General features: G+C 68.1%; 19 protein-coding genes. 5 read left to right on the forward strand and 14 right to left on the reverse strand.

What is annotated here, in order from left to right:
• From HX774_RS05050 to HX774_RS05100, 11 genes are all read right to left on the reverse strand, one after another.
• On the reverse strand, positions 1-501 hold a 501-nt coding region (locus HX774_RS05050), incomplete at its 3' end, for a transposase (RefSeq protein ID WP_178824801.1).
• A gap of 301 nt (positions 502-802) precedes the next feature.
• On the reverse strand, positions 803-979 hold the full coding sequence (locus tag HX774_RS05055) for a hypothetical protein (RefSeq protein ID WP_178824802.1): 177 nt from the start codon (positions 977-979) through the stop codon (positions 803-805).
• 63 nt (positions 980-1,042) lie between these two features.
• Positions 1,043-1,987 (reverse strand): DUF2493 domain-containing protein, encoded by a 945-nt coding sequence (locus tag HX774_RS05060; RefSeq protein ID WP_178824804.1) that lies wholly within the window; start codon positions 1,985-1,987, stop codon positions 1,043-1,045.
• 320 nt (positions 1,988-2,307) lie between these two features.
• Positions 2,308-2,811: a GcrA family cell cycle regulator gene (locus HX774_RS05065; RefSeq protein WP_178824806.1), complete on the reverse strand. Its 504-nt coding sequence runs from the start codon at positions 2,809-2,811 to the stop codon at positions 2,308-2,310.
• 134 nt (positions 2,812-2,945) lie between these two features.
• The gene (locus HX774_RS05070) at positions 2,946-3,365 is read right to left on the reverse strand and encodes a single-stranded DNA-binding protein (RefSeq protein ID WP_178824808.1); all 420 of its coding nucleotides are present in this window, start codon (positions 3,363-3,365) and stop codon (positions 2,946-2,948) included.
• Positions 3,366-3,395: 30 nt separating this feature from the next.
• The gene (locus tag HX774_RS05075) at positions 3,396-3,806 is read right to left on the reverse strand and encodes a hypothetical protein (RefSeq protein WP_255500073.1); all 411 of its coding nucleotides are present in this window, start codon (positions 3,804-3,806) and stop codon (positions 3,396-3,398) included.
• Positions 3,807-4,061: 255 nt separating this feature from the next.
• Positions 4,062-6,077, reverse strand: a complete 2,016-nt coding sequence (locus HX774_RS05080) for a ParB N-terminal domain-containing protein (RefSeq protein WP_178824810.1) — start codon at positions 6,075-6,077, stop codon at positions 4,062-4,064.
• 27 nt (positions 6,078-6,104) lie between these two features.
• Positions 6,105-7,067, reverse strand: a complete 963-nt coding sequence (locus tag HX774_RS05085) for a toprim domain-containing protein (RefSeq protein ID WP_255500074.1) — start codon at positions 7,065-7,067, stop codon at positions 6,105-6,107.
• Between the two features lie 7 nt (positions 7,068-7,074).
• Positions 7,075-7,734, reverse strand: coding sequence for a RadC family protein (locus tag HX774_RS05090; protein WP_178824812.1), 660 nt, complete (start codon positions 7,732-7,734; stop codon positions 7,075-7,077).
• A 346-nt stretch (positions 7,735-8,080) separates the two neighbouring features.
• Complete coding sequence (locus HX774_RS05095; RefSeq protein ID WP_255500076.1) at positions 8,081-8,725, reverse strand: hypothetical protein; 645 nt, start codon at positions 8,723-8,725, stop codon at positions 8,081-8,083.
• A 21-nt stretch (positions 8,726-8,746) separates the two neighbouring features.
• Positions 8,747-9,103, reverse strand: a complete 357-nt coding sequence (locus tag HX774_RS05100; RefSeq protein ID WP_178824814.1) for a hypothetical protein — start codon at positions 9,101-9,103, stop codon at positions 8,747-8,749.
• An 857-nt stretch (positions 9,104-9,960) separates the two neighbouring features.
• On the opposite strand from HX774_RS05100, the gene HX774_RS05105 reads away from it, so the two are divergent.
• Entirely contained in the window at positions 9,961-11,748 is a 1,788-nt protein-coding gene (locus HX774_RS05105; RefSeq protein ID WP_178824816.1) for a response regulator, read from the forward strand.
• Positions 11,749-11,901: 153 nt separating this feature from the next.
• Complete coding sequence (locus HX774_RS05110; protein ID WP_218650283.1) at positions 11,902-12,126, forward strand: hypothetical protein; 225 nt, start codon at positions 11,902-11,904, stop codon at positions 12,124-12,126.
• Between the two features lie 12 nt (positions 12,127-12,138).
• On the opposite strand, the gene HX774_RS19985 is transcribed toward HX774_RS05110, so the two are convergent.
• From HX774_RS19985 to HX774_RS05125, 3 genes are all read right to left on the reverse strand, one after another.
• A complete protein-coding gene (locus tag HX774_RS19985) occupies positions 12,139-12,345 on the reverse strand; it encodes a hypothetical protein (protein ID WP_255500077.1) in 207 nt (68 codons plus the stop codon).
• 122 nt (positions 12,346-12,467) lie between these two features.
• Entirely contained in the window at positions 12,468-13,328 is an 861-nt protein-coding gene (locus HX774_RS05120) for a Ku protein (RefSeq protein WP_178824822.1), read from the reverse strand.
• Between the two features lie 99 nt (positions 13,329-13,427).
• Positions 13,428-13,664, reverse strand: a complete 237-nt coding sequence (locus HX774_RS05125; RefSeq protein ID WP_114817667.1) for a DUF5961 family protein — start codon at positions 13,662-13,664, stop codon at positions 13,428-13,430.
• Between the two features lie 147 nt (positions 13,665-13,811).
• Here HX774_RS05125 and HX774_RS05130 point away from each other — a divergent pair, with 147 nt between their 5' ends.
• The 3 genes from HX774_RS05130 to HX774_RS05140 are packed head-to-tail and all read left to right on the forward strand — an operon-like array spanning position 13,812 to position 19,256.
• Positions 13,812-14,570, forward strand: coding sequence for an ImuA family protein (locus HX774_RS05130; RefSeq protein ID WP_178824825.1), 759 nt, complete (start codon positions 13,812-13,814; stop codon positions 14,568-14,570).
• A complete protein-coding gene (locus HX774_RS05135; protein WP_178824827.1) occupies positions 14,485-16,002 on the forward strand; it encodes a DNA polymerase Y family protein in 1,518 nt (505 codons plus the stop codon). Before HX774_RS05130 ends, HX774_RS05135 begins: the two co-directional genes overlap by 86 nt.
• Positions 15,999-19,256 (forward strand): error-prone DNA polymerase, encoded by a 3,258-nt coding sequence (locus tag HX774_RS05140; RefSeq protein ID WP_178824829.1) that lies wholly within the window; start codon positions 15,999-16,001, stop codon positions 19,254-19,256. Before HX774_RS05135 ends, HX774_RS05140 begins: the two co-directional genes overlap by 4 nt.
• Positions 19,257-19,594: the final 338 nt, after the last annotated feature.

The raw sequence follows: 19,594 nt of genomic DNA on the forward strand, positions 1-19,594 counted from the left end.
GGCCTGGTCGAACGCGCCCCGGCCGACCTTGGCGAGCTTGACGCCGAAGCTCTTGAGCGAGTGACGGATGCTGTTTTCCAGGTCGAGGAATTTGCGCTTCAGGTTGCGGCGCTGGATCAGCAGCAGCCGCAGCCGGTAGGCCGCCTCGGTTTTCACATGGGCGGTCCGGTACCAGCCGGTGCGCATCAGGTGGGCCAGCCCCAGGGCGTCGGTCGCGTCGGTCTTGTTGCGCTGGGCCGCCAACGCCGCCCGCACATGGCGGGTCTCCAGGCAGGTCGCCGGCACGCCCAGGTCTTTCAGCGCTGGCTGCAGCCACGGCGACAGCGCCCCGGCCTCGTGCCCGGCCCGTCGCAGAGTGGCGCGCCACGGCGCCAGAGCCTGAGCAATGACGTCCGGCTCGGTCGCCACCGTCGTCTCCAGCCGCACCTCGCCTTTCAGATCGACGATGCAGATCGCCGTCTCGGCCACGCCCACGTCCAGGCCCGCATAGTGTTCCGTCATCGTCCCTCTCCGCCGTTGAGCGGGCCGCGGCGGTGCGCCCGCAACGGCGACAACGTCCACGGACGGGATGCGGTGTCTGGGCGAGGCTTCAGGCGAGAGGCGAGCCGGCCCGATTACACCGGCACTGAGCCTCTTTTCGCAGATTTCCAGACATCCTCAGCAAAGCTTCGGACACCCGATCAAATGCGATCACGGGTCTCTGCTGCCAAAGGCGGGAGCGCTCAACGCGTTTCGCTTGGCCAATGCTGCCGCCGCATAGCAAAGAAAAACCCGCCCGGCCGAAGCCGAGCGGGTCGTTCACTCAGTCTGCCGGACGGTCCGGTTCGTCGTCCCAGTAGGCCGGATCGCAGGGATCCAATCTGCGGATGCAATAGTCGTCCCAGAGATCGGCGGCTGAAAGGCGGATCGCCATCTCGTTCTGCTCGGCTTCCCATTCGCTGGGGTCCGGTTCGTCGTGGTCGGAAGTGTCGGAGGTCATCACCCTCTCCATGAAATGACTCGTCCGGTGATACCGAGCGAGGCGTTGTTGGGATGCAGATTGTCAGGCGGCTCGCGCCTTGACGGCGACGTGTCGCAGCCCGGACTCCATCGCCTTCTGCCCGAGGTTGAGCGCCGGTCCGAACGGACGTCCGTCCACTGACCGCCCCTCATCCAGAGACCGTGCCAGCGTAAGGCAGCAGGTCGGCTCGAGCGCGATGAGATCATCGTTGGCCCTGAAGGGCGCCGCCTTGCCGTGGGCGTCGAAATCCGCCCGTGCGAGGATGAGCGTCACCCCCTTCTGCTGCGCCCATCGGATGGCCAGCTTCTCCGCGCCTTTCGCTCCGGTCGTGGCGAGCGCCATGTCCGGCCACTCCGCCAGGGCCCAGTTCAGGGCGTCGAAGATGCGCGCCGCGTCCTCCGCCCCATCCGCCGACGGCGCGCCCCGGAAGGCCACCACTGCGCCCCGGTGGCGGGCGTCGCCCGCCCTCCGCTCGCGAACCGCCCGGATGGCTTGCTTGGCCTCCAGTTGCGCCGCCGTCAGGAAGCTCCCCCTGCGGCTGCCCTTCCAGGCCGTCCAGACCTCGCCGGTGGAAACCGTCCAGGCGTCCGCAGCCGCATCCCGTATCCGCTCCGCCGCCTGCGTCGCCGCGTCACTCGCTCGAGCCTTGGCGGTCGCCTCCTGCAGCTCCACGTCCGCCGCCTCCGATCCATCGAAATCGCGGTCGAGCCGGCGCATTGTATCGCGCGCCCGATCAGCCTCCCGTTCGATCCGTCCGGCCGCCGAATGAAATGCGCCGATCAGGGCTTCGCCGAGGAGCGTCTGGAAGTCCTCCAGCGCCGTGTCCGCGATCACATCCAGAAGTTCGGTCATGAGGGCTCGCCCAAGCTGGACCAGGGCTTCCTCGGAGGCCTGCGGGCGTTGATCGCCGAACGCTGCGCCAAGGTCGAAGGCGGAGTCTGATGTCGCGGTGACGGCCATGGCCGACCCGGTGTTCAGAGTGTGCATCGTATCGTTCCCGTTCTGAAAGGCCGAAGCGCCCCATGCGCAACGACCCCATTCCTGGCCACGTCGGGGTCCCCGGCAGTCACCGCAGCGGTCCGCCCCTGCGGGCCGCGAAGGGAAACGGCAAAGCCGTTGACGGCCGGGGTGACGTGTCAGGATGGGAGGTCGTTGTGTGGGGGCATGTCCTCGCCCCTCCGGCGAGGACCCCACTCGGCGCCGTCGCGCCGATAGCCACGGAAGACATGCGGCCGCCCTGCACTGCGATGACGGCCGCGCCGTCGTCGCCTCCATCTCGGGCGCGGTCGCCCTGCGCGCATCAGACGTCAATCGACGCCGACCATTCTCATCAGGCTCTCGGCCGAACAGGGCCGCCTCTGATAGCCTACGGCGGCATGGGCCGCGCAAAAGGCGCCGCGCGTCACCGGACGCCCGCACAAACCGAAACCCGCCTCGCCGGAGGAGCCGTAGGGCCAGCGGCACTGACCGAACCCTACGGACAGTATGGTGGCCGTCGGCGCGGGCGGCGCAGCCCCCAAGGCCGCCGACGTCCCCACCTTTGATCGGACCTTCACGGCCGCAGGCGACCTCGCAGCGGGCGGCGAAGCATCGACCGCGTCCCGAGGCGGCTTCGCACGGGGCGGCGCTTCAGTCCGCGCCCGCCTGACCTCGGGTCCACGGGCCAGGCCCAGGCGATAGACCTTGCCGAGGACGGCGCAGCGCGAGACGCCGCGGCCGAATTCGCGCGCGATGGCGGCGGCGGTCCGGCCCTCCAGCCACAGGGCGGTCAGGCGGAGAATACGATCCTCAGTCCAGATAGAGGCGGTCATGGGGATGCTCATCGTCAGTGAGCCCGATCGGCTCGCCCCCGACCGCCCTTCCTCCCGCTTTCCAGGACCGGCAATGACAATGGCCCGGCGCGTCTGCGCCGGGCCATGCCGCCCGCCTTCCGACCGGGTTGCAGTCAGAAGGGGATGTCGTCGTTCAGATCATAGCCGGACGCCGCATCGGGGCCGGCGTCGCCGGCGGCCGGCTCTCGGTTCGAGCGGGCGTCGCGCCGGTTCTTCAACCGCATATCGTCCACCACAACCCGCAGGTCGTAGTGTTCGACCCCGTCCTTGCCGGTCCAGCTGTCATTCTCGACATGGCCCTGGAGGACGACCCGGCTGCCCTTGCGGGCATAGGGGGCGATGTAGTTTTCCGTCGTCGCCTCATTAAAGCAGACGCAGTTGAAGCCGGTCGTCCGCTCCCCCTGTTCGCCGTCGGCGCGCCGATAACGGGTCGTCTCCAGGACGCGGAAGCTCGCGCGTTTGCGGCCCGAACCCTGGGCCGAGAGTATGGAGGGATCGGCGGCCAGATAGCCTTCGATGACGAGGGTCTGCATGGTCAGTCTCCTTGATATGAGGGTGAGGATTCAGGCCGCGGCGCGGCCCCGCTTGCGAGTGCGGACCGTCTCTGCGGTTTCGTCAGCCATGTCCGCCGAACCTTCCGCTTCGGGTTCCGCGGCCCGGTCGCCCGACCAGTCGAGGACCGTCAGCCGGTTCACCACCAATTCCTTGGCGGCGCGTTCGGTCCCGCCCCTCGCCGTATAGCTCGTGTCGACGAAGGCCCCCACGACCAAGGCCTCGCACCCCATGGCCAGGCCTCGGGCGATGACCTTCTCGTTGAGGCCCTTCGCCCAGCTGACGCAGTTGACGCCGACGATTCTGTCCTGGCCGCCGGCGTCCACGCCGCGCTTCTCGAGCAATCGGAACACCGCCTTGGCGAAGTCGGTGCTGATCTGGGGATCGGCCGCCAACCGGCCGGTGAACACCATGGTCTGCATGTCAGTCTCCTTGTGATCCGAGGCCGGGAAGACCTTCTCCCTCGTTCCGCCTCGCCCTCCGGATCCCTTCCTCCCTCCGGACCGGTTCCGCCGGACGCGTCCCGACGAAACCGGCTTTCCGGTCAGGCCGCGTCGGTCGCCGCCGCGCCCTGGGCGCCGTCAACCAGGGCCGCCTCCCCGGCCGCCGTCACAACGAAGACGCCGACGCCCCATGTCCCCTCTCGGTCATCAGCTTCGCCGCCAGTCTCCGGATCGTCAGCGTCGGCCGCCCTCGTCAGGCGCTTCGTCCGCGTCCTCCAGCGCCAGCCTCCATGACAGGCAGGCCGGCGCCCAGGTCCGCGCCTTCGCCTGGTCCTCCGTCCAGGCGACGAGGTCGCCCTTCCTCATGCGAGCCGGTGCCTCGGTCTCCGCCCCCATGGCCTCTAGCATGGTCAGAAGTTGCTCCCGGGAATGGGGCCGCAGATAGGCGCCGTCCGGGGTCCACCAACGGGCAATGTCCGCGTCGCAGAGGTCGGCGATCTCGGCGGCCTCGGTCCTCGCCGCCTTCCGCACGAGGCTGGTTCGGTCCTCTCGCAGGTCGAGGCTGAGGGCCGTCAGTTCCGCCAGCGGGCCCAGCCTGTCGCCCAGCTCCATGGCGTGGACCCAGGCGATGATCGTCAGGCCCGACGCCTCCCAGGCGCGACGCCGCTCATCGAGGCGTTCGCGCACCGCGCCGTCCAGGGCCTCGACGATGCGCCCCCCCGTCGGGTTGAAGATCGAGGCTGTGACGGCGAGGGCCGCCTCAGTCCGTCCGATCGACGGCCAGATCGCCACGGCCCCGAACAGCCGGGCGATCAGGGCCGTGAGCGCGACCTCCGGCGCGTCCGCCAGGGCGCGGATCAGACCGCGCGTCGCCATGTCCGTGCGGGTCGCGTGCAGGACATGACTGACTCCGTCGACCTCGGGCGCCGGGGCCCGCGCACGAGGCGGCGCATAGGCGCTGCGAGCCATCGCTCGTCCCGGAGACTCCGTTTTCTCTACGTCAGTCTCCCCGGCCTCGTCGCCCCTCGACCTGACAGGATCGACCTCAGCCTCAACCGGCCCGTAGCAATCGACCTCGACGCCGGTCCGCAACGTCGGCTTCATCACAAGAACAGTGGCCAGCCTCTGGCCTGCGCCGGCCTGATCCTGGGCGATCCGCGCCCGTACAAAGGTTTCCAGACCTCCCGCACGGGCCGCATCGGGCGCTTCCGGTTCGGTCGCCGCCACGGCCTCAGCCGCCGCTTGGGTGCGGTCGCGAGCCTCGTGATAGACAAGGGTCGCCTCATCGGAAAGGCCGCCATAGGCGTAGAAGAGCTGCTCCAGGTCCTCAGGCAGCTCCATCCCCTCGTCGTCGGGAGCGAGGTGCACGGTCAGGCCCTCCGCCTCAAACGGCGCTGCAATCTCCGCCGCGCGTTTGAGCCAGGCCCGCGTCAGGGCCTCCGGATCCAGCAGGACAGGCGGCATCTCCCCGAACAGATCAGCCTCCGTCCGCCCGCCCTCGGCCGCGTAGAGCGCAGGCGTGACCAGGCCGCAGCGGGGATCCCGGTCCGTGATCCGGCCCTCGCCCAGCTGTTCCTGGATGCGCCACTCCGCCAGACCATGTCCGTCGAGGACGCCCTGGGCCATTTCCACCTGCTGGGCCTTGTTCTTCAAGCGCGCCAGCAACCTGGCCTGGCGCAGGGTGATCTTGCCGGCCTTCAGCGCCTCCAGGGCGACGGCGGGAAGCTTCGACAGGGCCGCCAGACGGCGGATCTCGACCTCGCCATAGCCCAGGGCGCGGGCGATGACCTTCACGCCCAGCCTTTCCCTCAGCATCCGGCCGATGGCGGCGATGACGTCGGCGACGTGAACCGGGGCGGCGGTGTTGGTCAGGACGACCGCCGCCGCCTGGCGCGCCCGGTCGGTCTCGACGAAGACCTCCACGGAGTGATCGTCGTCGATGAGGCCGCCGTCGCGCAGAAGCCGCAGAGCCAGCAGCCGCCGACGTCCGTCCAGGACCATATAGGCCGCTTCGTCCCTCCTCCCCGGTCGGACAGTCGGAAACTGCAGCAGACCGGCGGCGGCGATGGTGTCCGCCAGCTGGGGAATGTCATCATCGGGCGCCTCGCCATGGCGAAGGTTCTCGGGGGCGAGGTCAAGGTCGCCCAGGCGCACGACGGCCTGGCGGCGCATCGACCTAGCGGGCGCCGATGCGGATGAAGCCTTAGCGGGCGCCGCCGCAGCGGCGGCCTGTGAAGCAGAACGGGTCATGGGTCTTCTCCCGCCGGTCCGCGGGGCCTATCCCCACCTTGCCGGCGCCCTCCTGCGCCCTTCCTTCCCCTCCCTGTCGGCCGCCAAGACCTCATTCCAGTCCCCAAACGGCGCTGGCGGCAAACGGATCTCGACCGTCGTCCCCATGGCCCGAAGGCGCGACCCCAGCCTTGCAGCCGCCGCCTCGCCTGCCAGGCCGCGGTCCCCCGCGATCAGGATGCGACGAACCCCCTCAGGCGCAGACCAGTTGGCGAGATTTCCGGCGGACAGCAGGGCCCAGCCGGGGAGATCGAAGCGCGCCATGGCCGAGAGCGTCGTCGCCACACCCTCGCCCACGACCATTTCCGCCGCCGTCGGGCTAAGGCGCACAGCCACGCCGGAAGGCGCTGACCCGACTGTCTTGCGCGGCAGGCGAAGGCGACGCGCCGCGCGCCCGTCCGGATCGAGATAGACGATCTCCACGGCGCTGATCGCGCCGGCGGGCGTGCGGATCGCCGCGATCAGGGCCGGACAGGTCGGGCCCGCCTGGCGAAACACGGACACCGGCGCGGCCGGATGGCGGCGCAAATCATGGGGCGCCGACCGAAGACAAAGACCGCGATGCCGGAAATGACGGTAGCCGAGATCGCCTTCGACGAGCGGGATGGCCTCAGCCCAGAGCGAGTGGGCGACGGCGATCCGGGCACGAGGCGGCGGGCGCGACGGCGCGACGGGCGCCGCTCCGGCGGTCGTCCCCGTCACGCCGGCCAGACGGCCTCGGGCGTCGATCAGATTCAGGCCCTGAAGATGGGCGCGCACGGCGCGCCAGTCCGCCGAGCCGAATCCATGGATCACGAGCCGGTCGCCGTCGAGCAGGAGGGAGACGGAGCGGTCCGCAGGACTGTGGCCCGGCGCCGGCACATTGGCCCTCCCGCCGCCATGATGGAGGTCGCCGCCCAGGGCGGCGACGATGTCGCGGAGGCTCAGCGGTCGGATTCGGGCGCCGGCCATGGCGGCCTCACATCAGGCCCAGAGCCCGGAAGCTCGCCGTGCCCTCCCGGCCGACGATCACATGGTCATGGACCTGGATGTCGAACACGCGCGCGGCCTCCACGACCCGACGCGTCATGTCGATGTCCGAGCGCGACGGATCGGGATCCCCCGAAGGGTGGTTGTGAGCCAGGATCAGAGCCGAAGCGGAAAGCTCCAGCGCCCGGCGAACCACTTCTCTGGGATAGACTGGAGCGTGGGAGGTCGTCCCGTCCGCGCGCCATTCGTCCTTCATCAGGATGTTGCGCCGGTCGAGGTAGAGGACCCGGAACTGTTCGCGTGGCGCATGCGCCAGACTGGCGCGAAGATAGGACGTCAGGGCGCTCCACGACGACAGGACCGGCCGGCGGCAGGCCTCCGCCCTCGCCATGGCGACCGCCAGGCGTCGCGCCCTCGCTAGATCGGCGACCGCTCCGGCCGCAAGACCCTGACGATGCAAGGCGACCTCGTCTGCGGCGGCGACCTCGGCCAAGCCGCCGAAGGCTTGAATCAGGTTCGCCGCTGCAGCCCGGCCGGCGGCCGGAGACAGGGATCGCCCCAGGATCGAGGCGAGAAGGTCGAGATCGGCGTCTGCCGCAGGCTTGGGCAAGGCCGACGGGCGGGGCGTTGAAGCGGAATGGGACGACATGGCGGGCTCCTGGTCAATGCGCTCCCGATCGGCGCGCCCCCGTCCGCCCTTCCTTTTCACTCTGACCAAGCTTGCCCAGGGGCCTGGACCTGATGACCCTGGCCGCTGCCCCCACGAAACCGAAAGCCGCACGGCCCCAGTCGCCCTCCAAGGTGCACACGCCGCAGTTTCTTGCCGGTGTCGCGAAGTCGGGATCTCCAGCCGCCCGCGCATCAACGCCGTCCCCTGCTCCCTGACTTCGTAAGAAAAAAGGCCCTCCGTCTTGCGACGGAGGGCCGAGAGATCTTCAAAAAGCGCATCACCACTCTATCAGATCATCCCGATAGCATTCTCGCGGTTACGGCGATTAGCGATATCGAGCCCGTTCCTGTTCGATCTGATCGGTCGTCCAGGGCTGAGCGGCGGGGTCGAAGGCGGACCAGCCGCCTTCACGGTAGGCCCCGACGCGCGCCTGAGAATCGAAGCCCCGACGATCGTTCAGGATGGTTTCAATACGCTCCCGCTCGGATTCGTCCGCCTTCACGCTCACCAGCGTGCCGCCACGACGAACGCCCTCGGCATAGACATGGGCTTCTTCGTCGGAATGCCCCGCTTCCTTCAACGCTCCGAGCAACCCCCCGGCCGTTCCGCCGACAGCAGCGCCCGCCACCGCCGCCACCGCGGTCGAAGCAAGCCAACCGGCCGCCACAACGGGGCCAAGTCCGGGGATCGCCAACATGCCGAGGCCAGCGAGCACTCCGGCGCCCGCGCCTAGAACGCCGCCCGTCGCGGCGCCCTTGCCGGCGCCTTCAGCGATATCGTTCTCACCGTCTCCGTTCAGATCCCCAAGCTTGCGGTCGTCTGCGTGACGATGACCCTCGTGCCAGTTGTCTGCGTTGTTCGAAATCAGGCTGATCTTGTGATGATCAAAGCCGGCGGCTTCCAAGGCGGAAACAGCCTCAAGCGCCTGGGTGTGCGTGTCGAATAATCGAGTGACCGTAGCCATGTGCATTTCCTTGAAACTGAAGTGATTCTAGCGAGTCGAAGGGGCGGCGCTGACGACCCCCTTGTAATCGACGGAGACCTGGCTCTCCGCCCCGTCCTTGGTGGCGACCGCCGTCCAGATTCCCGAAGAGTCCTGGCTCAGGGGTCCAACAGCCGTGTAACCCTGCTTCTCGATAGCCGAGCGCGCCTGGGCTTCGGTGAAGGAGTTGGCGCCGGGCGTGAGGCTCGCGTCGGCGGGGTTCGAGGACATGTCGACCGCCGGATTCCGCGGCGCATCGGATTCAGAAACCACCGGGCCTTCGACCCTGCCCTCGTCCGCCGAATTGTCGCTGCAGGCTGTCAGCAGCAGCGCTGCCGCCGCTAGGGCGTAGATGGCTCTCGTCATGTGATTTCCTTTCAAGGAGACTGTCCGGAAAAGAAGCTGCGCTCCGGTTCAGGGTTCCGCTGAAGGGTCGACAATTCCGCCCAACCCCCGTCTCTCAGGCCTCATTGCAAAACGGCAGGGTCCGCAAAGCTGCATTCCCGACACAGAGAACCGCATCGGATTTCGAACGTTCGCGACGAACCTAAGAGACCCAATCCAGCCCCCTCGCAGGCACGAGGCGGAGCCCGCTGATTTAACCCTCCAGGGCGGCTGAAGTCGCCCTGTGGTCAAGCTGCATTGGCGACCACAGCGCGGTGCGTCAAACCAAGGACGCCGAGAGCGGCGTTGTTTTTCTTGCGCCCGGGCTCGCGCTAAAATCTGCGCCAGTGACGGCATTGGACGCAGGATCGGGTTGAGCCCGGCCTTTTTTTGAGCGGCGGTTCTTGCGGGCGACCACAAAGGCGTCGGCGCGTCTGGCTTCCCACCTGGGCGTTGTCCCCGAAGCGTCTCCGGCCACCACCGCGCTCAGCCCCTTACGGAAGCATGGCACAGACGCGGCGTTTGATGTCACCGAATGTCAGTTCGAACGCCTGCGCGCGCTGGCGGTTAGTTCCTCGGCGGAGGGTCCGACCGGGCGCTTGTGATCGCCTGGCGTTACGCGTGGCCGCCGGGATGAGGTTTCCCGGCGTCGCCGGCATGGGGTCCGATGGTCATCTGACAGTCCTCATAGCCGCTCCGGTTTGGAGCGCCCCCTCGCTCCCTCCTCCTCCCTCCCGATCACCGCTGGAGAGAACAGGCGCACATTCCGGGACCCTGAGAGGCCTTGAGGCTTTGTTGACGAAGGCGGTCTCAGGATCGCGCAAAAGGGAGAGACGGTCATGACCCCCAAGAAGAGGCGGCGGATCGGGGAGGCGCTCAGGCAGCGGGCCGGGCAGTGGCGCACGCGCATAGGTTTCAGCCTGCTTATCGCCCTGGCCTTCTGGCCCATGGTCGGTCTGCGCTTCGCCCTGACCTGGACCGTCGCCTATGTCCTGGTCCAGGCAGGGGAAAGGTTCGTGACAGCGGTCTGGACCGCTTCGCCGCGGCTGAGGCGCCGGCTCGCTCCGATCGGGGTCAGCCTGGTCCTCTCCAGCAACCTCCTCTTCGCCGTCTTCGCCCTGCGCCAGGCCATGACCCTGGAGACCCAGGGCCTGGTCTGCGCCGCTCTTTTGCTGTCCGGCGCCCTGATCAACGGCCTCATGGTGACCGCCGGTTCCCGGACGATCACGGCAGTGACGCTGGGTCCTCATCTGTGCGCGCTTGCGGCCCTGCCCGTCTTCATGCGCATCCGGTACGACCAGCCCCTGCCTGCCCTGCAGCTTCTGGTCGCCGGCCTGCTGCTGGCGGCGGCTACGGTCGCGGCTGTACGCGGCCTGTCCGCCGCCCTTGCCCAGCGCCGGACAGCCGAGGCGACGGCCGTCGCCGCGCGTCGTCTGGCCGAAGCGGCCAGCCGCGCCAAGAGTGATTTCATCGCCAATATGAGCCACGAGATCCGGACGCCCCTCAATGGGGTGATCGGCATGGCGCGCGCCCTGTCCCAGGCCGACCTGCCCCCTCGCGAAAAGGAGCAAAGTCTCCTGCTGGTCGATTCCGGCGAAGCCCTCCGCGTCCTGCTCAACGACATGCTGGACCTCTCCAAGATCGAGGCCGGCAAGCTGACGATCGACGCCCGTCCCTTCGCTCTCCGCCCGATGCTCGAGGGCGTCACCCGCCTCTTCGAACCAGCGGCCGCCGCCAAGGGATTGACGATCGGCCTCGAGATCGCACCCGGCCTGGCCCGGACCTGGATCGGCGACGAGGCGCGCATTCGTCAGATCCTTTCCAATCTGGTCTCGAACGCGGTCAAGTTCACGAGTACGGGAGGCCTGGTCGTAAGCGCGGCCCCCGCAGGCGGCTCCAGCGGATCGGCAGCCTTGGCGGGGCTTCGGCTCGCCGTCGTCGATACCGGTCCGGGCATAGATCCCGCCCAGATGGATCGTCTCTTCCAGAAATTCGTCCAGCTCGACGAATCCTCCACCCGTCGCCATGGCGGCACGGGACTCGGACTCGCCCTGTGCGCGGATCTCACCTCCCTGATGGAGGGGGAGATCCAGGTTCGTCGGGCCCCGAGCGGCGGCATGGAGTTCCTCGTCCTCCTGCCGCTGAAGACCGGTCATGCCGATCTCGCTGAGACCCCGCCCCATGAGCCGGCGGCCCGAGACCTCGAGGGCGCACCGCTATGGGTTCTTGCCGCCGAGGATCACCCCACCAATCGCAAAGTCCTGGAACTTCTGCTCGAACCGACCGGCGTCCACTGCCGCTTCGTCGAGAACGGCCAGGAAGCGGTAGAGGCCTGGCGCGAGCAGAACTGGGACGTCATCCTGATGGACGTGCAGATGCCTGTGATGGACGGCCTCGCCGCGACCCGCGCCATCCGGTCGGAGGAAGCCTTCGGCGGCCGCCGGCGAACGCCGATCATCGCCCTCACGGCCAACGCCTTGCAGCACCAGCAGGAAGAATATGCGGCGGCGGGGATGGATGATTTCGTCGGCAAACCCATACAGCCGGACCGCCTGTACGCGGCGCTGAGCCGGGCGGCCGAACAGTCTGAGCCTTTGACCAGGTCGGCGGACGCCGCCCAGGCCTAGTCGCGGCGGCTCAAGAGGGCGCGCCGGCGGTCCCGACCAAACGCTCCGTAAGGGCGCCCGGCATGCGATTTAGCGGAACCCCGAGCCGGCGGGATCGCTTGATGCGCCAAATCGAGGTCAAGTGGCGTGAATTCATACTTTTGCATTGTTAACATGCCCGGCGTTCCGGCGCGTGAAATCAGGGTGCTGGACGTACGCGACGACGCCTCGGCCATGCAGGCCTTGTCCGCTGTGGCCGCCGAATGGGTCGGCTTCGACACCATCTGCCTCTATCAGGGTGAACGCTTCATCCAGGTGCTGAGCAATCCTGCTCTGGGCTTCCCCCAGGACCCACTGGTCCTCCCGCAAGACCCGACGCCACGGGCCGAGGCGGCTTGAAGCCGCGCCCCCTCATTCTTCTTCCTGGCCGGCGAACCAGGCCGCATAGGCGGTATTGCGCGCCAGGCGGCGATCGACGTCAGGCGCGCCGTCGCTCCACCACGGCGGCCCCCTTTCGCCCAGTAAAACCTTGGCCGCCTCCACCTCTCTGCGAGCGAGAAGCAGGGCCTGTTCATCCCTTGCTCGCAGGGCGTCCCGCACCGCCCTGCGGGCGCGCATCAGGTCATTTACGAGGCGCTCGCGCGCCTCTGGAGCGAGGGACGGGTTGGAACATCGCCACAGGCGCCCCCGCACGACGAAATACCGCCCGTCCGGCGTAACGGGATGGGGGCTATCGTCCCTCAACCGGCGCGACGGCGCGGCGAGGCTCGAGACGTCTTGGCCGGCGCGGGCGACTTGGAGGTGCGTCCACGTCCCTTGGTCCGCGGAGCCGCCCCTTGGAGACTGGCGCGAAGGGCGGCCATGAGGTCCACGACATTGGTGTCTTCCGGCTCGACCGAGCGCACCGGCTTCTGGCCCTTCTGCTTGGCCGCGATCAGGGCCTTGAGCGCCTCTTCGTAGCGATCTACGAACTGGTCCGGATCAAAGGGTCCGGCCTGCTGCTCGATGATGCGCCGGGCGATGTCGATCATGGCCGGATCGGGCTGCTTGTCCGAAATGGCGCCAAAAACATCCCTTGTGTCGCGCACCTCCCCTCGGGTGCGCAGGGAATAGGCCAGAATGCCTTGGTCGCGCGGCTCCAGAGCCAGAAGGCGCTCGCGCGTTGAAAGCACCACCCGGCCCAGGGCGATCTTGCCTTCCGACCGCATGGCCTCGCGGATGACGCCGAAAGCTTCCTCGGCGATGGCTCCGGCGGGAGCGAGATAATAGGGGTTGTCCCAGTAGATCCGATCAATCTCGTCGGCGGGGACAAACCGCTCGATGTCGATGGTCTTGGTGCTCTCGAGCTTGACCGACCTGATCTCCTCGTCGGTGAGCAGGATGTATTCGTCCTTGGCGACGGCATAGCCCTTGACCAGGGAAGACCGCTCCACGGGCCCGGTGTCGGGATCCGTCGTCACCATGCGGATACGGTTATTGGTCTCCGGATTGATGAGGTTGAAATGAACCTCCCCTCCGGAATTGGTGGCCGTATAGAGGGAGACCGGACAGGTCACGAGAGACAGACGCAGGTGTCCCTGCCATGTGGGGCGAAAGGCCATGATCCGAACTCCTGGCGGACATCAGGCCCGCCACCTCGGATTCAACACCGTCCCGACGAATTCGCTCCGTCCGATTTCAGGCTCGTAGACCGGTCAGCGTCAGCCGCAAGGCTCGGCCTGACCGTCGCCGAGGTCGATGACGAAGCAGTGTTCCTGCCCCCCCTCCATCTCCGCCACGAAGACCCGGATCTCGTCGTCGGCGTCCACGGGCGGCGCATAGATTTCCGTGTAGCCGACGGCGGCGGCCTCGAAGCTCGGCGCCTCGATGACATGTCCGTGGGCCCGTCCCACGCCCTCGGCATAGGCGAAATAGCGATGCTGTGCAGCTTCGATCATGGGCTCTCCTCCTCAAGTGAATGCGGCAGGCGACAAAAGGATTCCATGATTCGTCCGGGGATAAGCCTTTCTCCTGATTGACTCCGTCCCGGAATGAGAACCAGAACATAACAGGAACATTATAGACCTCGGAAAGGAGGCCCCGTCATGCACGTCCGGCCTGTCGCCGAGCTCGCAACCTTGCGCGCCCGCATTGAAAGCCTGGAGACATCCGGTCGGTCCCGCGCCGGCGTCCTGCCCTTCGGCGTCCCTATCGTCGACGCCGCCCTGCCCCAGGGCGGGCTGGCCCTCGGCGCCCTGCACGAGGTGGCCGGCGGCGGCGACGGGGCGGTGGACGGCGCGATCGCCGCCCTCTTCGCGGCCGGCATAGCCGCCCGCCTCCCGGGTCAGGTGCTCTGGTGCCTGACCCGGCCTGATCTCTTCGCCCCGGCGCTGCAGCAGGTCGGGCTCGACCCGGACCGGGTCCTCTATCTGGAGACCGGCGACGAGAAGAGCCTGATGGCCTGTTTCGAGGAAGGCCTGCGCCACGGCGGTCTGGCCGCCGTTGTCGCCGAGACCGCCCGCCTCTCCATGACCGCCTCGCGTCGCCTCCAGCTCGCCGCCGAAGGCTCGGGGGTCACCGCCATCGCCGTGCGACGCTGGCGGCGCGCGAGCGAGGCCGCCGACTTCGGTCAACCGACAGCGGCGGTGACCCGATGGCGGGTGACCGCCCAGCCCTCCTCGCCCCTCCCCGCGCCCGGCGTCGGCCGCCCGCGATGGTTCGTCGAACTCCTCCGCTGTCGCTCCGGCGACTGCGCCGATTTCTCTCTGGAAGCCTGTGATGAAAAGGGTCGTCTCGCTCTACCTCCCGAACTGGCCGATCGATCGGCTGCGCCGGCGGCTGGGGTCCGCCGCACCGCCGCCTGAAACGCCGACCGTTCTTGTCGGGCGGGATCGCCGCCGACGTATTCTTACGGCCTGCAATCCAGCCGCCCGGGCCCTGGGTCTGCGCCCTGGCATGGCCTCGGCCCAGGCCCATGCCCTCGTCCCCGGCCTGAAGCCCTTTGACGCCGCTCCCGCTGAAGACGCAGCCGCGCTTGAGCGGCTCGCCCTTTGGGCCATGCGCCGCTACGCCCCGGTCTGCGCGGCGGATGCGCCTGACGGTCTCGCCATCGACGTCACGGGCGCCGCCCATCTCCGGGGTGGAGAGGAGAAACTCCTGGTCGACCTGGAAACGCGCCTGGAGGAAGCCGGCGTCCGCGCCAGGGCGGCCGTCGCCCCGACCTACGGCGCCGCCCATGCCGCGGCGCGTCATGGCGGCCCCGCCGTCATAGGCGCGGGCGAGATCGGCCAGTCTCTGTCCAACCTGCCCCTTGCCGCCCTGCGCCTTTCGCCGGACCTCATCCAGTCCTTGGGCCGCATGGGCTTCGAGACCATCCTGGATCTGGAACGCCAGCCCCGCGGCCCCCTGACGCTCCGCTTCGGGCCCGAGGCCGGCAAGCGCCTGGACCAGGCCTTTGGCCGGACCTTCGAACCCATCATTCCCGTCATCGAGACCGAACAGCCCCGGGTGGAGCAGGTCTTCGCCGACCCCATAGGCGCGCCCGAGACCCTGGCGCGCTACGTCGGTCTCCTGACAGACGCGCTTTGCGCGCAGCTGGAACGACAGGGCCTGGGCGCACGCCGCCTCGACTGGCTCTGTTATCGTGTCGATCATCGCATTGAGGCCGTCCGCGTCGGTACGGCCCGGCCTGTGCGGGACCGTCGACGCCTGACTCGACTGCTGCAGGACAAGATCGAGACCGTCTCGCCCGGCTTCGGCATTGAGCGGATGACGCTGACGGCCTCGATCGCCGAACCCCTGGACTGGCGGCCAAGCCCCTCCAGCCTGGCGGATGTGGCGGCGCCTGACGTCTCGGGCCTGGTCGATTTGCTGGCCAATCGCATCGGCGCCGGCAGCCTTTACCGCATGACGCCTGCAGAGAGCGACGTCCCGGAACGATCCGTCCGCAAGACGGCCCCGCTCGCGGGCCCCTCCCTGGCCGCCTGGGCTCCGGACTGGCCGCGGCCGGTGCGTCTCTTTCCTTCGCCCGAGCCGGTCCAGACCATGGCGCTCCTGCCCGACAATCCCCCGACCCATTTTACGTGGCGCGGCGTGCGGCGACGCATTCGGCGGGCCGACGGCCCGGAGCGGATCTACGGCGAGTGGGGCCGGCGCGACGCCGAGATGTGGGTTGTCCGGGACTATTTCCAGGTCGAGGACGAGGCCGGTGAACGCTTCTGGCTGTTCCGGGCCGGCGACGGCCTCGACGCCCGGACCGGCTCCCAGGCCTGGTTCATCCACGGGCGGTTCGGATGAGGTACGCCGAGCTCCAGTGCGCCTCCCACTTCTCTTTTCTGAGGGGGGCCAGCGCCTGCGAGGAGTTGTTCGCCGAGGCGGCCGCCTGCGGCCTCGACGCCCTGGCGGTGACGGATCGCAACAGCCTGGCCGGGATCGTTCGCGCCCATGAAGCGGCCAAGGCCACGGGGGTGCGCCTGATCGTCGGCTGCAGTCTGGAACTGACCGACGGCGCCGTGGTCCTCGTCTATCCGACTGATCGGACCGCCTATTCACGCCTGACCCGCCTGCTGACCCTTGGCAAGCAGAGAGGCGGCAAGGGCCGCTGCTTGCTGGACTGGGAGGATCTCGCCGGTCATGCCGAAGGCCTGGTGGCCATACTGGCGCCCGACCGGCCGGACGCCGCGGCCCGCCGTCGGCTCGAGCGGATGAAGGCGGTCTTCGGCCAGAACGCCCACGTCGCTCTCGCTCTGCGTCGACGTCCGCGAGACCAGATGCGCCTTCATGAGCTGTCATGCCTGGCGGCTGAGACCGGCGTCGCGACCGTGGTCGTCAACGACGTCCTCTACCACCATCCGGACCGCCGCATCCTGCAGGACGTCCTCACCTGCATCCGGGAAGGTTGCACCATCGACAGCGTCGGCTTTCGCCGCGAGCGTTCCGCCGACCGGCATCTGAAGCAGGCCGTCGAGATGCACCGCCTGTTCCGGGCCTGGCCCGAAGCTTTGGCCCGAACCCTGGAGATCGCCGACCGGTGCCGCTTCTCGCTCGACGAGCTTGCCTACCAGTACCCTGAAGAGGCCGGCCTCCCCGGAATGACGCCCCAGCAGGCGCTAGAGCACCTCACCTGGGAGGGCGCGAAGACCCGCTATCCGGATGGCCTGCCCGAAAAGGTCCGGAAGAGCCTGGAGCATGAGCTGCGCCTGATTGCGACGCTCGAATACGCCCCCTACTTCCTGACGGTCCACTCCATTGTTCGTTTCGCCCGCAGCCAGGACATCCTTTGCCAGGGCCGGGGCTCTGCCGCCAATTCAGCGGTCTGCTATGTGCTGGGCGTCACCTCTATCGACCCTGAACGCAACGACCTCCTGTTCGAACGCTTCATCAGCCAGGAGCGCAAGGAGCCTCCGGACATCGACGTCGATTTCGAGCATGAGCGTCGCGAGGTCGTCATCCAGTGGATATTCGAGACCTACGGGCGTCGCCACGCCGCCCTGTGCTCTACCGTCATCCGCTACCGGTCGCGGGGCGCGCTTCGCGACGTGGGAAAGGCCCTGGGACTGTCCGAAGACATCATCAAGGGCCTGTCGTCCCAGGTCTGGAGCTATTCCAGCGAGGGCGTCGAGGACCGGCACGTCGAAGCGCTCAACCTCAACCTCGCCGATCGCCGTCTGCGGCTGGCCCTTGATCTGTCGCGTCAGTTGATCGGCTTCCCGCGCCACCTTAGCCAGCACCCCGGCGGCTTCGTTCTCACCCACGACCGCCTGGACGACCTGGTTCCCATCGAGCCGGCGGCGATGAAGGATCGCCAGGTCATCGAATGGGACAAGGACGACATCGATGTCCTGAAGTTCATGAAGGTCGACGTCCTGGCCCTCGGCATGCTGAGCTGCATGAAACGCGGCTTCGATCTCCTGGCCGAACATAAGGGCGTCGCCCTCGACCTTGCGACTATTCCGGCTGAGGACCCTCTGACCTACGCCATGATCCGCAAGGCCGACACCCTGGGCGTCTTCCAGATCGAAAGCCGCGCCCAGATGGCCATGCTGCCTCGGATCAAGCCGCGCACCTTCTATGATCTGGTCATCCAGGTGGCCATCGTCCGGCCCGGTCCCATCCAGGGCGACATGGTCCATCCGTATCTGCGGCGTCGCGAAGGCCGCGAGGCGGTGGACTATCCCCGGCCCGAGCTGGAGAAGGTGCTGGGCAAGACCCTCGGCGTCCCCCTCTTCCAGGAGCAGGCCATGAGGGTCGCCATTGAATGCGCCGGCTTCACCGCCTCCGAGGCCGACCAGCTCCGCCGCGCCATGGCCACGTTCAAGTTCACGGGCGGGGTCAGCCACTTCAAGGACAAGTTGGTGGGGGGCATGGTCGAGCGCGGCTATGCGGCCGAGTTCGCGGAAAAGACCTTCAGCCAGCTTGAGGGCTTCGGCTCCTACGGATTTCCCGAAAGCCACGCCGCCTCCTTCGCCCTGATCGCCTATGCCTCGTCCTGGCTCAAGCGTCATCACCCGGACGTCTTCTGCGCCGCCCTCCTGAACGCCCAGCCCATGGGCTTCTACGCCCCGGCCCAGATTGTCCGCGACGCTCGGGAGCACGGCGTCGAGATCCGCCCCGCCTGTGTCAACGCCAGCCGCTGGGACTGCACCCTCGAAAAGACCAGCGACAGTCGTTTCGCCGTGCGGCTGGGCCTGCGGATGGTGCGAGGCCTGGCCAATGCCGACGCGGCCCGCATCACGGCGGCGCGGTCGGACCGTCCCTTCGCCTCCGTGGACGATCTCTGGCGCCGCGCGGCCGCGCCCGCCGCCAGCCTGGTCCGCCTGGCCGAGGCCGACGCCTTCCGCCCGTCGCTGGGGCTGGAACGGCGCGAGGCGCTCTGGGCCATCAAGGCCCTTCGGGAAGCGCCTCTGCCCCTCTTCGCGGCAGCGGACGCCCGGGACGGATCCGTCCTGGCGGAGGTTCCCGAAGCCACGCCTGACCTGAAACCGATGACCCCCGGTCGGGAGGTGGTGGAAGATTACGGCCACCTGGGCCTGACGCTGCGCGAACATCCCCTGAGCTTTATTCGGGGCGATCTTCAGCGGAGACACGTCATGACCTGCGCCGAGGGCACGGCCATGCGTGATCGCCGCCTGACACGGATCGCCGGCCTGGTCCTGGTGCGACAGAAGCCCGGCAGCGCCAAGGGGGTGATGTTCATCACTATCGAGGACGAGACAGGGGTCGCCAATCTCGTCATCTGGCCCAGCCTCTACGAGGCCCAGCGCCGTGTCGTCCTCTCTTCAAGCCTGCTGGTCGTCGACGGCAAGGTCCAGCGCGAGGGCGAGGTCGTCCACATCGTCGCCACCAGGCTCCATGACGGCTCAGACCTGCTGGCTTCTATAGGCGAGAGAGGCCAGGCCTTCCCTCTTCCCCACGGTCGCGGCGACGAGGCCCATAAAGCCAGCGGCCCCGATCCCCGCTGCGCGCCTCCACGGGCAGGTCAGGCCCGCGACATCTATATTCCCGACTTCTCTCTGGAGACGATCAAGGTGAGGTCCCGGGATTTCTGCTGAAAAACAGCCTTGCGGCGCAAATGGCACGACGCGCAAAAGTCGATCTTCGGCAGGAACACCCGGCGCCTCGCGCCGCTTTGCGGTGACAGGGATCATCAACCACCGCCCGCCCTGTTCATGAGTATATGACGCATGCCCCGTAACACCGCCACGCCGGCTGCCCTTCGCGCTCTTCAACAGGAGGCTGAGAGGATGGCCCGGCTCTCGCCTTTCTCCGCCGACCGCGACCGATTCAACAGGATCGCACAGCGCTACCGCGACGAAGCCGAAAAGCAGGCCTAGACGGCCGATTTCCCTTCTCCCGGACGGCGCGGCAGCTTCGTTGCCGCCGTCGTTGC

Source organism: Brevundimonas sp. P7753 (assembly GCF_013386595.1).
Lineage (GTDB): Bacteria > Pseudomonadota > Alphaproteobacteria > Caulobacterales > Caulobacteraceae > Brevundimonas > Brevundimonas bullata.